The organism is Desulfonatronum thiodismutans (genome assembly GCF_000717475.1).
Lineage (GTDB): Bacteria > Desulfobacterota > Desulfovibrionia > Desulfovibrionales > Desulfonatronaceae > Desulfonatronum > Desulfonatronum thiodismutans.
On record NZ_JPIK01000025.1, the window covers coordinates 40,716 to 55,974 of the forward strand.

Here is a 15,259-nt window from a genome sequence, read left to right on the forward strand (position 1 = left end):
TCATGAGCAGCACGACGCCGTATGTCTTGGATTCGTTTACCGAGAATTTTTTTGAAGACTTGTTCATGGCTGAAAAGGAAACTTCCGCATCGGAGGAACAGCTTGCCGCAGTGGCCGAGTTGAAGGACGCGGCCCTGACCCAGGACCGCACCGGTCCCATTGTCGAACTGTTCGCAAATTTGGCGCGGATTCATGGCGAGCAGGGCACGACACCGGAGCAACTCGGCCTGACACGGGATGAGCTTGTCACTTTGGCGGACAAGCATGCCAAACTGGATGAGCACGGCGTGACCGTGGGCGGTCGGGTGGGTAAGGCTCAGCCTATTGTCCGGGAGGCCAAGGCCCGGATCGCCGATTACCTGGAGCGTCACCCAGACGAGGCGCCCAGCGGCATCGAGGCCTGGGAGCGGATTCTGGAGAACCAGGCACGGATCAAGGGCGTTCTGGGCATGACCGACGAGGACTGGAACTCCTACTCCGGGCAGTTGCGCCATGCCGTGGAGGACGTGGACGCGCTGGCCTCGGTTATTGATCTGCCGGCCAAGGCCGTGGAAGAGGTCCGGAGGGTCACCCAAACATACCGGATGCGGCTGACCCCGTACTATGCCAGCCTGATTCTGCCGGACCGGAGCAACGACCCCGTGCTGCTTCAAGCCGTGCCCACTGCGGAAATGGTCGACAACGCCGGGGTGGAGATCCCGCCGGTGGCCGCGGACCATTCACCGGCCCGGCTGATCGACCAGTTCTATCCCCGAGTGGTGACCATCAAGGCCACCAATATGTGCGCCATGTACTGCACCCACTGTCTGCGCATTGCGCATATCGGCACCAAGGACCGGATCTACAGCAAGGAGGCCTACGGCGAGGCCCTGGACTACATCCGGGCCAATCCGGAAATCCGAGACGTCCTGGTTACCGGCGGGGACGCTTTCGTGCTGCCCAACTCCATGCTGGAATGGCTCCTGGGCGAGTTGGACTCCATTGAGCACGTGCGGATGAAGCGCCTGGGGACCAGGATTCCGGTCACAACGCCGCAGCGGGTGGACGAGGAATTGCTGGACATCCTTGAGGCCAGCAACGACCGCAAGCCGGTGCGCGTGGTTACCCAGATCAACACGGCCCAGGAGATCACTCCGGTGTCCAAGGCCGCGTTCAAGGCGATTTCCGGGCGGGTCATGGCGGTGATGAACCAGGCCGTCCTGCTCAAGGGCATCAACGACACGAAGATCAAGATGTGGAAGCTGTGCGAAACCATCCAGGAGGCCTACGTTCGCCCCTACTATGTGTTTAATTGCAGCTACCGCAACCCGCAGTTCACTCATTTGCGCGTTCCGGTGGCCAAGGGCCAGGAGATTATCGAGAGCATGTACGGCAACATCTCCGGCGATGCCATCCCCCGGTACATCGCCACGGCCGGGGGCAAGATCCCCCTGCACAAAACCAACCTTCTCGGGCGCAAGGACGGAAATCTGCGGATGCAGAAGCCCTGGAGCGAGGAGCGGGTCATGTACCCGGACGCCGACCCTCGGGAATACGCTCGCCAGGATTTCGGGTTCGCCAGATATCAAGCTGATACGGAAGAATAGTCCGTCCATGCGCGATCAAATCATCGCCTACCTGGCGGACCGGGAAACCGAAGCCGTTGAACTGCTGCGGCGTTTGGTGGAGATCCAGAGCGGCAGCCGGAACAAGCCGGGTCTGGACCTTATGGCCGAATCCATGAGCGAGGTTCTGGGACAGGTCTTGCCGGACGTCCGAATCCTGCCCTTTGCCGACTACGGAAACATGGTCCAGGCCTCTTCCATGCCGTGGATTTCCGGCGAATCCGGGTTCGCCTTGGTGGGGCACATGGATACCGTGTTCCCCGCGAACACTTCGTTCACTGCTTTTCAGGAAGACGGTGAGATATGTCGCGGGCCCGGGGTTTACGACATGAAGGGCGGCCTGGTGGTGGGCGTATACGCGCTCAAGGCGCTCCAGGCCCTTGGAGCTTTGGATGCGATGCCTGTGACGTTTTTGTGTAATTCCGACGAGGAAATCGGCTCTCCGGCTTCCCGGCCCTGGATCGAGGAGCAAGCCGGGCAATGCCTGGCCTGTTTGGTGTTTGAAGGCGGGGGGCTGAACCGGGAGGTGGTCACGGGCCGCAAGGGCAGATTAGGGTTGCGGGTGACGGTCCGCGGAAGGGCCGGACACGCGGCCAAGGGCGGCTCCAAAGCCAGTGCGATCCTGGAACTGGCTCATAAGATCACGGCGTTGGAAGCTCTTAACAAAGACGCGGAAATCACCCTGAACGTGGGCCACGTGGAAGGCGGTATCGGGCCGAACACCGTCCCGGAGTTGGCTCAAGCCCTGGTGGACGCCCGGTTTCTCTCACCTGATGGCCAATCCCGACTCCGGGAGTCGTTGGCGGCTCTTTTCGCGGAACAAACCGTTCCGGGTACGTCCTGCGAGCATGTTGAAACCACGGGCCGCCCGGCCATGCCCCAATCCGAGGCGAACAAGCGCCTTTACGCGGCGGCCCGGAGGCAGGCGGCGCGGTTGGGATATGGTTTGCCCGACGAGCTTCGCTTTGGGGTTTCCGACGCCAACTTCATTGCCGACCGAGGCGTTCCGGTTCTGGACGGGCTGGGGCCGCTGGGCGACCTGGACCACAGCGACAGAGAGTACATTGTCAGGTGCAGTCTGATGGAGCGCTCCGCCCTGGTCGCCTCATTGCTGCTGGATTTGTGGAGCAATCGGGTCCGCTGATTGCGAATCCGCGGCGTTTGACATCAGCACCCATCTTCGGCATATCAGTTCAGACAAGATGGTGAGAGGTGAAATTGTTCGATTTTTAACATTTTTGTTATGGAGGTGTGAGTATGGTAGGAAAGAAATGGTTCGTAGCCTTGGTCGTCGCTCTTGGATTGGCGTTGTCCGCGCCCCAGGCCATGGCCAAGCAGGACATTCTGTTCGGTGGAGCGTCCATTACCGGAGTTTACTATCAGGTCGCCCTGCAGATCAGCAACATGATGAACAAGCACATGGGCGGGGAGTACAATTACATCGGTCGGCCCACCGGCGGCTCGGTGTTCAACATCAACGCCCTGGATCGCGGAGCGTTCGATTTCGCCGTGGCCCAGTCCGATCGCAATTATCAGGGCTACAACGGCACCGCGGACTGGGAAGGCAAGCCGGTCACGGGGTTGCGCAGCGTGTTCAGCATGCATCCCGAGACCGTCATGCTGGTCACTCGCAAAGACACGGGCATCACCACTGTTGAAGGCTTGAAGGGCAAGCGGGTGAACATCGGTAATCCCGGTTCCGGCCAGCGCGGCAACGCCGAAGACGTCCTGCGCATGTACGGGCTGGATTTCAACACGGATTTCCGGGCCGAAGCGCTGCAGCAGCATGAAGCTTCCCGGGCCCTGGTGGACCGCAACGTTGATGCTTTTTTCTACACCGTGGGCAATCCCAGCGCGGCCATTGAAGAGCCGGCCCAGTCCGTGGATCTGGACATGGTTCCCCTGAATTCCGACGCCGTCAAGGCGTTCGTGGCCGAGCACCCCTTTTACATCATGACCAGCATCCCGGCCGGCACCTACCGCGGCATTGACCGGGACATCGAGACCTACGCCGTGACCGCCACCGTGGTCACCAACGACTCCGTCTCCGAACAGGTGGTCTACGACGTGGTCAAGACGGTTTTTGAAAATCTGGATGAGCTGCGTGCTTCCCACGCCGCGTTCCGCAATCTGAAGCCTGAGGAGATGCTGCAGGGGCTGTCCGCTCCGCTGCATCCCGGCGCTGAGAAGTACTACAAGGAAAAGGGCTGGATGTAGCCAGTCTCCATTTGTCCAGGGGCGGTTCGCGAACCGCCCCTGTTCGTTTCTTCCTTCAGCACCCCGGCAATGTACCGGACAGCCATAAAAACCCGCCATGACCGATCAGGACCGTACCGAAACCACGCCGCGAGGCGTTGACCCCGCCGCCGAACCTCATACGGATGGTTCGCGCAAGAAAACCCGGGTTCGCCAGTCCGCCGAAGACATGGTGGCCATGGTCGAAGCCGGGGCCCGGGAGCCGAAGCATCCCGTGGCCGCCTGGATCATCACCCTGTTGTGTCTGGGATGGTCCGCTTTTCAGCTCTATCTGGCCTATCAGCCGATGAACTCCCACATCGCCCGTTCCTGGCACCTGGGGTTCGCCATCTGTCTCGCCTTTCTGGCCTACCCGGCCTACAAGCAGTACAGCCCGCCCATGTGGGTCACTTGGACCCAAAAGATGATCCCCAGCTTCGCCCGCCGCTCCATCCGGACGTACATCCCGATTTACGACATCCTGCTGGCCATCCTGGCCACGGCCGGGGCCCTGTACATCTGGTGGGACTACAGCGGGATCATCACCCGGATGGGCCTGCCCTCGCAGCTGGACATCTGGATGGGCGTGATCCTGATCGTGCTGTTGCTTGAAGCGGCAAGGCGCGCCTTGGGGCCGGCCCTGGCGGTTCTGGCGGGCATTTTTCTGATCTACACCATTGTCGGGCCCCATTTGCCCGCGCTGTTCCGCCACCGGGGCGTCCCCCTGGATTTCATCATCAGCGACATGTACCTGACCACCACGGGTATTTTCGGCGTCCCTCTGGGCGTGTCCACGGACTTCGTGTTCCTGTTCGTCCTCTTTGGGGCGCTTCTGGACCGAGCCGGTGGCGGCAAATATTTCATCGACGTAGCCTTTTCGGCCCTGGGCACCTTCCGGGGCGGTCCGGCCAAGGCCGCTGTCATGGCCTCGGGATTGACCGGCCTGGTTTCCGGCTCCTCCATCGCCAACACCGTGACCACCGGAACCTTCACCATCCCGCTGATGAAGAAGGTCGGCTTTCCTGCGCACAAGGCCGCGGCCATTGAGGTGGCTTCCTCGGTCAACGGGCAACTCATGCCGCCGATCATGGGCGCCGCGGCGTTCATCATGGCCGAGATCATCGGTATCCCGTACCTGGACGTGGTCCGGGCGGCCTTGTTTCCCGCCCTGATTGCGTATCTGGCCTTGCTGTACATCGTGCACCTGGAGGCCCTGAAAATGGGCATCAAGGCCCTGCCGCGCAAGGAACTGCCCAAGTTCGGCAAGACCGTGCTCCGGGGCTGTCATTTTATCATTCCCCTGGGCGTGCTGATCTTCTATCTGGTGATCATGCGCCGCTCCCCCATCGCCTCGGCCCTGTACGCCATTGAGAGCCTGATCGTGATCATGCTCGTCCAGCGGCCGATCATCGCCTTCCTGTCCCTGGGCGTGCATAAGCGGGCCGGGACCCTGGACCCGAACATTGATCTGAAGCGTTTTTTGCTCACCGCCATATGGCAGGGGCTGCACGATGTCTGGAGCGGGATGATCATGGGGGCGCGGAACATGGTTTCCGTGGGCGTGGCCACGGCCACGGCCGGGATCATCGTCGGCGTGGTGACCATTACCGGCCTGGTGGGTCGCTTCATCACCATCATCGCCACCCTGTCCATGGGCAACATCGTGCTGATGCTGGTCTTTACGGCCATCACCAGTCTGATCCTGGGCATGGGCATGCCCACCACGGCCAACTACATTATCATGGCCACCTTGACCGCGCCGGTGATCATCCAGCTTGGCGGCGACGCCGGATTGATCTTCCCGCTGATCGCGGCCCACTTGTTCGTTTTTTATTTCGGCATCCTGGCCGACGTGACTCCGCCGGTGGGCCTGGCGGCCTACGCCGGAGCGGCCATCGCCCGCACGGACCCGATCAAGACCGGGGTCCAAGGGTTCGCCTACAGCCTGCGTACGGGCATCCTGCCGTTCATTTTCCTGTTCAACACCGAGCTGTTGATGATTTCCGGGGTGACTGAAGCCGGCAAGGTGATCTGGCTGGAGGACCCCTGGTATCTGACCTGGGTTTTCTTCTCCGGCCTGATCGCCATGTTCGCCTTTGCCTCGGCCCTGCAAGGCTGGCTGGTCACGCGCTGCAACTGGCTGGAGCGGCTGTTCCTGCTTTGCGTCTGCGCCACCACCTTCCGTCCGGGCGTCTTCGCGGCCTACCTGCCCTTTGATCGTCTGGGCATGCAGATCCTCGGCGTGGCCATGTATTTTTCCCTTTTCGCCTGGCAGATGTACCGGACAAGGCGGGCGGGCGGCGACGCTTCGCCGTCCCCGGCCTGACGGCACCGCACTCCCAAAAAATGAGCACTCGGACTCGCTTTTTTTCCGCAACCCCCTTAACTGTTGAACCGTGAACCATTGAACCGTTGAACCCTAAACCCCTTAACCGACCCCCGGAGCCGACATGTATAAGCGTATCCTGGTCCCCATTGATATCCAGGAAGGCGAGCGCACCCGCAAGATGAGTCTGGAGCGCGCCGCTGAGTTATGCCGGTTTTATGATGCGAAGATGTTTGCCTTGACCGTGGTTCCGGACATGGGCATGCCCATCGTGGCCGACTACTTTCCCTCCGACGCCGGCGACAAGATCGTGGCCGACGCGGAAAGTCTCCTGCACGAGCTGGTGGACGCCCATATCCCCGACGACATCGACGTCCAGCACCTCGTGGCCCAAGGCTCCATCTATCGCCGGATTCTGCGCATGGCCGAAAAGGTCGAGGCCGACCTGATCATCATGCCCGCCCACCGCATCAAACTGCAAGACTACCTCCTCGGTACCAATACTTCCAAGGTCGTACGCCACGCCAAGTGTTCGGTGCTCGTGCTCAGGTGTGAAAACTGAGTTTGGTCGAATAGACGGCTGAATCAATCTTTCAGGTCAATAATTCTCCGATAGCATGCCGGGGGCCGTGAGGCTCCCGGCATTTCTTTTCTCCGGTCTAGAAACTCCAACTGACCTTGGCCTCAAACCCCAAAGTCGCATCCAGGTCGTGGCTTCGGCGTTTGTCGCCGCCGGAATCGTAGACTTCCAGTCTTCGGCTGAAGTTGTAGGTCGGGCCGAGGCGCAGGAGCAGGGTGGGGGTGGGAGTGACGTCCAGGTAGAGGCCGGTGGTGAACATCCGTGATCGGACATATCCCCTGGGCATGACGGTACTGTCGTCGGCCAGGCGGTAGGTGTCCGAGTTGACGCCGAATCCCAACCAGGTCGACCAGACCGGGGACAGGGTGTAGCGCAGTTCGCTTTTGGGGAATCCGAGGCGGCCGGAGAAGCCCGGGGCGCGAGGATTGCGGTACTGCACGAAGGGGCCGGCCATGGCGAAGGTGCTGGAAAAAGCGAATTTGGTTGTGGGATCTATACCGACGAATCCGCCCAGGCCCACGGTCCAGTCTTCACTCCAGGCATAGACCAAGCCGCCGTTGGCCGCCACGCCCACGGACCTGGAGACTTCCTTTTCAAACCCGGAGCGAATCGCTCCCTGGACGAAGTAGGACCAGCGCTGGGAAAGAAGCCCGCGCTGATTGACCATGAGGGTGAGCACGTGCAGCGAATCCCATAGGGCATCTTGTCCGTTGCCCAAGGGCAGGGAACTCTTGTCCTCCCAGGAATACCAGTTGGAGTGCCAGCCCAGACTGAAGCGGGACCAGGAGGCGTCCGCGCGGGTCTGGGTCACGGAAATCTTGCCTTGATCGTCTTTGAAGGCGCTGTTGAACAAATGGTAGCCGCTTAAATCCAGGCTTGTGGCGGGAGCCCCCCGGAAACCAGGTCCGGCCGTTCCGACCGTTTCGGGCGTCGCGGAAACTGGAGGAGCATCCTGGCTTCGGGCTGGAGCGGCGAATATGAGGGTGGCCGTGATGAACAGGGCGATGAAAACAGACGAGGCAAGTGTGGCCGACAGCGGGGAGAATCGGGATGTGGTGGGCGAGAACATGGGGTAAATGACCTCCGGATACGCGACACGGTAGTGGGGACCGGGCAAAAAAAATCCCGCCATGCGCGAGCATGGCGGGAGCGGGAAAAGTCAGCTAGGCGCGGCATCTCCAGGATTGTTCCTCGCCTTGGGCGAGGCGCTGGATGTTGTCCTTATGCCGTGAGTAAACCAGGGCCATGATGATCAAGGTCACCGGAAGCAGGCTGTAGGATTCGGTCAGCAGCATGAAGATGGGCATCAGGGTGACCAGGACCAGGGAGCCCAGGGAGACGTACCCGCCCAGCTTGATCACGGTCAGGCAGACGATCAGGGCCAGCACGGCCGGCCAAAAGGCCAGTCCCAGGAAAATGCCCACGGTGGTGGCCACGCCTTTGCCGCCTTTGCCGTCCAGAAACACGGAGAACATGTGCCCGAGAAGCACGGCCAAAGCGGTGAGGGACAGAAACAGCCAGGAATCGCTGAAGGAGGCGGCCACGCCCACGGCGAAGAGGCCTTTAAGGGCGTCCAGGATCAGCGTCATCGCGCCGCAGCATGTGCCGCAAACCCGGGCCACGTTGGTCGCGCCCATGTTTTTGCTGCCGTGCAGGCGCGGGTCGGGCAGGCCCCGCATTTTGGTCAACAGCAGGCCAAAGGGAATGGCCCCGATCAGATAACTCATGCCCAGCCATAAAATGCTCAACATCGTCTACTCCTTTTGCTCGGTTTGATCATCGATAATCTCCACCACTTTGATTTCGTTCAGTAATGGATCAATCCTTCCCAGGCGGAGTCCGAAGTTTCCACCGATGAGAAACTTGTCCCCCAGCAGGCGTTTGGGCGCTCGGACCTGTACCTGCTCGGCGGGCAAAGAGAATACCGCCTGAGTCGGTGTTTCGTCCACTAAAATCGCGTCCCAAATTTTGTTGTTGTCGCTTTGCTGGCGTAAATACACCAGTTTCCAGTAGCGCGACCGGGTTCGCTGCACTCGGCCCACCGCCTCCATCCTGGCCCGCCAGAAGGGGAGGGCGGCGTCAATATCCCGCTTCGTCAGCCGGGCCGTTCCCTGGTCCAGTCGGGAAGCCACCTGGGCCAGGTTGATGAAGTCCACATAGCGCCGCAACGGCGAGGTGACGGAGGCGTAGGCCGAGACGCCGAGGCTGGCGTGGGGCGCGGGCTTGGACTGGATGGCGGCGTTGGCCAGCATGCGAGACATCCGGTACATGTCCTCCGGTCGCGTGTAACATCCGCCGATACCCGGCGGAAGGGCGACGTTCTGGGTCCGGAAAAGCAGGGGAACTTCGAGGTCCCGGGCCCATCTGGCCAGCTCCGTGTTGGCCAGGACCATGAATTCGCTGACCAGAAGCTGCGCCTTGGGGGCGGCCGGCTTTTCCTCCCGCACGATCTGGATGTCCGCTCCCTCGCCGAACAATTTCAGATGCGGGTCTTGCTGATCGAAGACCACGGCATTGGCGGCGATGCGATGGTCACGAAGCATTTCGGCCAGGGCGTGGGCCGAGGCGAAGGGTTCGATCCCAGCCAGGATGTCCGCTTCCACCTGTTCGTAGTGCGTATTGGCCTGCACCCGAACCCAGCCCAGGCGCGGTTCGATGGACCGGACCCGGGCTTCGGGGTCCAGGTCTAATTCCAGAAGCAGGGCTGGTCGCTCCATGTCCTGGCGCAGGCTGAACAACTCGACTCCCAACCGTTCCGGAAGCATGTGGCTGACCCCTTCGAGCAGGTAGAGGCTGGATGCTCGTTGGGCCACGGCCTGGTCCAGTTCCGAGAGCCAGGACCATTCCAGGCAGGGCCGGGCAATGGCCAGGGTCAGGCGAAAGCCCTGGTCCGCGGTCCGTTCCAAGGTGAAGGCGTCGTCGATGTCCCGGGTGGACGGAGAGTCCACGCTGACCAGCGCAAGGGGTTCCGGGGGGACGGCGCGGCTTTGAACCGCTTCTTCCAGGCGCTGAATATCCGGCAGGAATTCCCGGCTCCACTCGTCTTGCCAATCGTAGTCAGCCTGGGCCAGGAGATAGTTGTGGTGGGCCGATACGAGCCTCCAGGCCTGGGCCAGGAGCAGGGCCTGCTGGGGATGGTCCGGGATGCGCTTGGTCAGATTGCGCCAGAGATCGTCCGTTGCCGGATCCTCGGGGTGATTCATGCGTCGCAGCAGCAATTCCCTGAGTTTCGTGGCAGTGGGTTCCGGAGGAGACGGGAAGGAGGCATCTGGGGCATCGGGAGCCTTGGAGATCCCGATTTTCCACAAATCGTGGAAAAAATCCTGTCCGACCGCGATCAGTTCCTGATGCTCGCGGGCCGCTTCCTGTTCGGCCAGCCGAGCCTGGACGGTTTGTTCCGGATAGATCAGAAACGACGGAGGCTGAAACTTGAAGTGGGTCTTGGCCTCCAGCAGGACGCGACCCAGGGCCGAACGCTGATCCGGCCCGGGTTCTTCCCAGAGCAGGTCGGCGAACCATTCCATCGGAGCCGAGTCCAGCTCGCCCTGGGCCAGGTTCCAGATTTCCATGACGTCGATGGATTCGGCCAAAGCCTTGCGCGTTTCCAGGTGGCGAGCCAGCCGCTCTTCATGTTCGGCCCGGGTGGCCGGGAGGGGATACTTCGGGCCGTGCCAAGGCAATAGTCTGGCCGCGGGCAGGTTCATTTCCCGACCTCTCTGGGTGAACAGACGTGTTCGCCCGCCCTGTTCCTCCAGCATCACGGCCAGATTGACCTGATTGTCCTGCAGGTATTCGACGAGTGAGCCGGGGCCGGGGAGGGAGCTGTGAATGGATTGGGATATGGTCAAAACGTATTCCAGATTCTATCAATGCCGAAAGGAGCGCTGTCCGGTGAAGACCATGGCCACCTGAGGATCAGCCTGGTTGACCGCGGTAATGACTTCATGGTCCCGGATGGAGCCACCGGGCTGGGCGATGGCCGTGACGCCCTGGGCCACGGCCAGGTCCACGCCGTCCCTAAAGGGGAAGAATCCGTCGGAAACCAGGACCGTGCCGGGCAGGCCGCCCTTGGCCGTCTCGGTTCGGGCCTGGATGTCTTCCAGAATTCGACGGGGCTCCGGGTCGGCCTCGGCCTTGGCCTGAAGCTCGTAGAGGGAAACGCCCTGCTCGGTGAAGCTGAGCCAGTCCGCGTACTTGGTGTAGGCTTTGTGAATGGTCAGCTGGACGCACCCGACCCGGTCCTGCTCGCCGGTGCCCACGGCCACCGTGGCCCCGTCGCGAACGAAGAGCACGGAGTTAGAGGTCACCCCGGACTCCACGGCCCAGGCAAAAAGCAGGTCGTCCATTTCCTTGGCATTAGGCGTTCTGGCCTGGACCAGGACTCCGTCGCGGTCGGCCTTGGCCGGAAGGAAATCCTGAGGGCCGCGGATGCGGTTGCGGAAGGAGAACTGGACGATCAGTCCGCCGTCGGCCAAGGATTTGACGTCCAGGAAGGGCTTGTCAGCGAAGGTATCCAACTCCGCCAGGCCGGGAATGCGCAGAATCCGGAGATTTTTGCGCTTCTTGAGCATTTCCAGGGCTTCAGGATCATAGCCTGGAGCAGCCACCACCTCGAAGTAGGATTCATTAATAAACGCGGCGCAGGCCGCGTCCACGTCTCGATTGACCACCACCGTGCCCCCGAAGGCAGCGATTCGGTCGCTCCAGAAGGCTTTTTTCAGGGAGGCCTCCAGCCCCAGCTCGTCCCAGGCAGCGCCGCAGGGGTTGTTGTGTTTGAGAATGACCGCGGCGGGCTTGGTGTGCAGGTACTGGAGGATGTTGATCCCGTTGTCCACGTCCGTGAGGTTGATCTTGCCGGGGTGTTTGCCGGCCTGAAGCATGTGCTCCTCGGTCAGGGCCGATACCAGACCGTCCCCGGCCTCGCGAAAGGCCACGCCGTCCAGTTCCAGGGTCCCTTGGTTCAGGGCGTAGAGGGCAGCAGGCTGGTCCGGGTTTTCCCCGTATCGCAGCCCTCGATCCTCCCCGTCGATGCGCCAGGTGCGCTTTTCGAACTGCAATTTTTGGTCGCCCAGGGTGATGGTCATGGTCCGGGGAAACGGATCCGCGGACAAGGTGCGGTAGATGGCTTTCAGGTCGGACATGGTCGCTCCTCATACCTGCTTTGGCTGCTTGGGGGTGGCTTGGGATAATGTTCAGACCGGTCTTTGCCTTCCGCCTCAAACATTTCACCTTGAAAACATCGGACGGAAGGCATAGATAAACGGATTGCGGCAGTGTGCGGTTTTTCTGGATGGTGAATCGTGAACCCTTACAAACAAACGAAGGAAGGGCATTACTCGTGGAAAAGGTGTTAATCAAGCTGGCCGACCAGCTTGCCCAGTTCGATGAGGCGTCGTTGACGTCGTTGATGGACAAGTATGAAGGAATGGCCGGTGAGTTTCAGCCCACGAAAAAGTGGGAGCAGGCCGTGATGGTCCTGGGGTTGATCCAATTGGTCCGCTGGAAAAATCATCTCTTCAACTATCACTGGGCCGAGCAGCAAAAACCTCGAAAGACGCTGGAAGCTCCGGCCTTGCCGCTGACCGCCTCAGGAAAGAAGGCTCGGACGCCCAAGCCGGCCAAGGTACTTCCCTTCCGGTCGTTCAAGAACGAGGAGCCCGTTTAGGACGTAATAGTAGTAGCGAATCGCCTCGACGTGGGCCACGGCTTCAAAGCCTCTGGTGTAGCCGTGGCGTGCCTTACTGTAATAGTCGCGTTGGCTGAGCAGGGGAAAGACGCGCTTCACGTCGTTCCAACTCGTCTCCTTCAGCCCGAGGTTTTTGGCCAGAGCCATGGCGTCCCAGGTGTGGCCGAGGCCCTGGTTGTAGGCGGACAAGGCCAGAAACCAGCGATCCCACTCGGAAAGGTCCGGATTATCCAGGCGGTTCCATATCCGGCGCAGGTACCGCGCTCCGGCCAGAATGCTTTTGGTAGGGTTCATGGGGTCATCCAGGCCGAGTTCTGTGGCCGTGGCCTGAGTGATCTGCATGATGCCGCGCACCCCGGTCCGGCTGACAGCCTCGGGGTCGAACCGGGATTCGTGATAGATCAGGGCGATGAGCAGCAGGGGGTCGATTTCGTAGCGCTGGGACGCCTTGAGGATGGTCTCGCCGTGCCGGGGCAGTTCGCGCTGGAGGGTTTCCAGCAGGTGCAGCAAGGCGAAGCGGTCGCTGTTTTCCGGAATGAACCCGAGATACTTGTCCTGAATCCGCTCCAACGCATTGTCCTGGGTCATATTATTCCAGAACTCGGCCAGCTTTGGGGCGATCAGGTTACGGTCGTCGCGCCAGAACCAGCGGTATTCCAGAGTCGTTTCCAGGCTGTGGGCCAGTTGGAAGTCGGCGTAGAACGGTCCCCAAAGAGAGAACCGCCCGGTGTCCACGAGGGTAAAGCGGGCCTCGGTTTCGACCATGGCCGCGAGCTGCACCGGAAGCGACGCTTCCTCGGTCAGCAGTGGGGCCTCGGAGCACGTCGCATCGTCCAGGCCCAGGCCGTTCAGGTCCACGTCGTCCAGCAACTGGAGGAAGGTCAGGCGTAGGAGAGGGTTTTCCGGGAGCAGGACCTTGCGGCGACAGAGGTCTGACGGGTCCTGGGGAGGGTGGTGGTGACGCTGATGGACCACCCCCACGGGATGGCGGGCGTAGACGGGCCCGGAGGCCACCGGGGTCACCAGTGAGTCCAGAAAGGGACGAGACGGCGCGTATCCGACGCCGACCAGCAAGTCGGCCCGGTGATGGCGCAGTTCGTCCCAGGCCGGTCCGGGGCCGTCCATGTGCAGCCAGATCGGATGCACCCCGGCCTGCTCGGCGAACATTTCCACCAGTTCCCGTTCCAGGCCTGGTCCGTAGGGCGAGATCCGGGAGTGAACCAGTTCGGACTCCGGGGCCAAGACACGGACCACCGGCTTGATCAGGCCGGGCGGGCGGGCGTCCCAGAGCAGTTTGTTCACCAGGACCAACTGGGCGAACACCAGGATAAAGACCAAAAGACGGAGATGTCGGACAAGCAGGAGATACTGGATTCGTTTCATATCGGAAGGGGGAAATTCGCGGCTTGAACCGCATACAGGAGAAGATACCTTCAGTAGGTAGCGGGAAATTTCATGGCGTGCATTGACTTTGCGGACGGCCTTTTTTAGGGAGATGGGTCGTCTTGCGCAAACGAAAAGATATACTTTTAAGGAGCGGTTCATGTCAAACGTTGTCGTGGTGGGCACCCAGTGGGGTGATGAAGGCAAGGGCAAGATCGTTGATTTGCTGACGGAACGGGCGGACCTGATTGTCCGGTTTCAGGGTGGAAACAACGCCGGGCACACCCTGGTCGTCGGCGAAAAGACCTTTATCCTGCACCTGATTCCCTCGGGAATACTGCACCCCGGCAAGGTCTGCCTGATCGGCAACGGCGTGGTTCTGGATCCGGAGGTTTTTTGCCGGGAACTGGACGCCCTGGCCGAGCGCGGACTGGACGTGGGTCCGGAGCGGATTCTGATCAGCCCCAAGACCCATGTGATCATGCCCTACCACAAGTTATTGGACAAACTTCGCGAGGAGAAGCGCACCGGCGAGAAGATCGGCACCACGGGCCGGGGCATCGGGCCGTGTTATGAGGATAAGGCGGCCCGGGTGGGCATCCGGGTCGGAGACTTCCGCTCGACTGACCTCGTGCGGGTCAAGATCGTTCAGGCCCTGGCCGAGAAAAATGCCTTGTTCACCAACTATTACGGTGCCCAGTCCATGGACGTGGACGCCGTACTGGAAGAGGTTTTGGAGTCCGGTCGGCGGCTTGTTGCCCATCTCGGCGATGTGTCGGAGCGCATCGCCGCGGCCGTGGTGGACGGACGCAGGGTGCTCTTCGAGGGCGCCCAGGGAACCCACCTGGACATTGACCACGGCACCTATCCCTTCGTGACCTCCTCCAATACCGTGGCCGGCAACGTGGCCGCCGGAGCGGGCTGTTCGCCGGGGCTGCTGGGCACGGTCATGGGCATCGTCAAAGCCTACACCACCAGGGTCGGCTCCGGCCCCTTTCCTACGGAACTCTTCGATCCCATTGGCGACCATTTGCAGCGCCAAGGCGGAGAGTTCGGAGCGACCACGGGCCGCAAACGACGCTGTGGCTGGCTGGACCTGCCCTTGTTGCGCGAATCCATCCGCCTGAACGGCGTGTCAGAGATCGTTCTGACCAAGCTGGACGTGCTCAGTGGTCTGGACCGGATACGGATCTGCGTCGGATATGAGCTGGACGGGCGGGAAATGGCCTATCCGCCCCAGGAAGAAGGACTCCTGGCCGCGGTGAAGCCCGTTTACGTCGACGTGCCCGGCTGGTCCGAGGACATCGCCGGGGCCTCGGCTTGGGACGACCTGCCGGAAGCCGCGCGGGCCTACATTCAGCGGTTGGAACATGAGCTGACGGTTCCGGTGACCATCGTCTCCGTGGGACCGGATCGACGTCAGACCATCGAACGCCGCGTCTAGC

At 61.4% G+C, this 15,259-nt stretch carries 12 protein-coding genes; 7 read left to right on the top strand and 5 right to left on the bottom strand.

The features are described 5' to 3' along the window. The first annotated feature begins 2 nt into the window (after window positions 1–2). From GY33_RS0117510 to GY33_RS0117530, 5 genes are all read left to right on the top strand, one after another. Complete coding sequence (locus tag GY33_RS0117510; RefSeq protein WP_035272608.1) at window positions 3–1,586, top strand: KamA family radical SAM protein; 1,584 nt, start codon at window positions 3–5, stop codon at window positions 1,584–1,586. Between the two features lie 7 nt (window positions 1,587–1,593). Further along, the gene (locus GY33_RS19415; RefSeq protein WP_035272610.1) at window positions 1,594–2,748 is read left to right on the top strand and encodes a M20 family metallopeptidase; all 1,155 of its coding nucleotides are present in this window, start codon (window positions 1,594–1,596) and stop codon (window positions 2,746–2,748) included. Window positions 2,749–2,861: 113 nt separating this feature from the next. Continuing rightward, a complete protein-coding gene (locus GY33_RS0117520; RefSeq protein ID WP_031388568.1) occupies window positions 2,862–3,821 on the top strand; it encodes a TAXI family TRAP transporter solute-binding subunit in 960 nt (319 codons plus the stop codon). 97 nt (window positions 3,822–3,918) lie between these two features. Further along, window positions 3,919–6,165 (top strand): TRAP transporter permease, encoded by a 2,247-nt coding sequence (locus GY33_RS0117525; RefSeq protein ID WP_084185326.1) that lies wholly within the window; start codon window positions 3,919–3,921, stop codon window positions 6,163–6,165. Between the two features lie 124 nt (window positions 6,166–6,289). Continuing rightward, a complete protein-coding gene (locus GY33_RS0117530) occupies window positions 6,290–6,727 on the top strand; it encodes a universal stress protein (RefSeq protein WP_031388570.1) in 438 nt (145 codons plus the stop codon). Window positions 6,728–6,824: 97 nt separating this feature from the next. Here the strand turns inward: GY33_RS0117530 and GY33_RS0117535 are convergent, their stop codons facing one another. The 4 genes from GY33_RS0117535 to GY33_RS0117550 form a co-directional block, all read right to left on the bottom strand. Next, window positions 6,825–7,814 (bottom strand): hypothetical protein, encoded by a 990-nt coding sequence (locus GY33_RS0117535; protein WP_152555246.1) that lies wholly within the window; start codon window positions 7,812–7,814, stop codon window positions 6,825–6,827. A gap of 94 nt (window positions 7,815–7,908) precedes the next feature. Next, window positions 7,909–8,496, bottom strand: a complete 588-nt coding sequence (gene plsY, locus GY33_RS0117540; protein ID WP_031388572.1) for a glycerol-3-phosphate 1-O-acyltransferase PlsY — start codon at window positions 8,494–8,496, stop codon at window positions 7,909–7,911. Between the two features lie 3 nt (window positions 8,497–8,499). Continuing rightward, window positions 8,500–10,593 (bottom strand): RNB domain-containing ribonuclease, encoded by a 2,094-nt coding sequence (locus GY33_RS0117545; protein ID WP_051822797.1) that lies wholly within the window; start codon window positions 10,591–10,593, stop codon window positions 8,500–8,502. An 18-nt stretch (window positions 10,594–10,611) separates the two neighbouring features. Next, on the bottom strand, window positions 10,612–11,886 hold the full coding sequence (locus GY33_RS0117550) for an IMP cyclohydrolase (RefSeq protein ID WP_031388574.1): 1,275 nt from the start codon (window positions 11,884–11,886) through the stop codon (window positions 10,612–10,614). A gap of 197 nt (window positions 11,887–12,083) precedes the next feature. Between GY33_RS0117550 and GY33_RS20755 the strand changes: the two genes are divergently transcribed. Further along, window positions 12,084–12,410 carry a hypothetical protein gene (locus tag GY33_RS20755; RefSeq protein WP_031388575.1) on the top strand — a complete coding sequence of 109 codons (327 nt, stop codon included), beginning with the start codon at window positions 12,084–12,086 and terminating at the stop codon, window positions 12,408–12,410. On the opposite strand, the gene GY33_RS0117560 is transcribed toward GY33_RS20755, so the two are convergent. Continuing rightward, window positions 12,333–13,814 carry an MltF family protein gene (locus tag GY33_RS0117560; protein WP_051822798.1) on the bottom strand — a complete coding sequence of 494 codons (1,482 nt, stop codon included), beginning with the start codon at window positions 13,812–13,814 and terminating at the stop codon, window positions 12,333–12,335. The genes GY33_RS20755 and GY33_RS0117560 overlap by 78 nt on opposite strands. A 160-nt stretch (window positions 13,815–13,974) precedes the next feature. On the opposite strand from GY33_RS0117560, the gene GY33_RS0117565 reads away from it, so the two are divergent. After that, the gene (locus GY33_RS0117565) at window positions 13,975–15,258 is read left to right on the top strand and encodes an adenylosuccinate synthase (RefSeq protein WP_031388577.1); all 1,284 of its coding nucleotides are present in this window, start codon (window positions 13,975–13,977) and stop codon (window positions 15,256–15,258) included. The last annotated feature ends 1 nt before the right edge of the window (window position 15,259 follow it).

What these genes read in the sequence shown, in the direction of transcription:
- GY33_RS0117530 (WP_031388570.1), top strand. Translation starts at nt 6,290, where the DNA reads ATGTATAAGCGTATCCTGGTCCCCATTGATATCCAGGAAGGCGAGCGC.
- plsY (WP_031388572.1), bottom strand. Translation starts at nt 8,496, where the DNA reads ATGTTGAGCATTTTATGGCTGGGCATGAGTTATCTGATCGGGGCCATT.
- GY33_RS0117560 (WP_051822798.1), bottom strand. Translation starts at nt 13,814, where the DNA reads ATGAAACGAATCCAGTATCTCCTGCTTGTCCGACATCTCCGTCTTTTG.
- GY33_RS0117565 (WP_031388577.1), top strand. Translation starts at nt 13,975, where the DNA reads ATGTCAAACGTTGTCGTGGTGGGCACCCAGTGGGGTGATGAAGGCAAG.
- GY33_RS0117535 (WP_152555246.1), bottom strand. Translation starts at nt 7,814, where the DNA reads ATGTTCTCGCCCACCACATCCCGATTCTCCCCGCTGTCGGCCACACTT.
- GY33_RS0117550 (WP_031388574.1), bottom strand. Translation starts at nt 11,886, where the DNA reads ATGTCCGACCTGAAAGCCATCTACCGCACCTTGTCCGCGGATCCGTTT.
- GY33_RS0117525 (WP_084185326.1), top strand. Translation starts at nt 3,919, where the DNA reads ATGACCGATCAGGACCGTACCGAAACCACGCCGCGAGGCGTTGACCCC.
- GY33_RS19415 (WP_035272610.1), top strand. Translation starts at nt 1,594, where the DNA reads ATGCGCGATCAAATCATCGCCTACCTGGCGGACCGGGAAACCGAAGCC.
- GY33_RS0117520 (WP_031388568.1), top strand. Translation starts at nt 2,862, where the DNA reads ATGGTAGGAAAGAAATGGTTCGTAGCCTTGGTCGTCGCTCTTGGATTG.
- GY33_RS0117510 (WP_035272608.1), top strand. Translation starts at nt 3, where the DNA reads ATGAGCAGCACGACGCCGTATGTCTTGGATTCGTTTACCGAGAATTTT.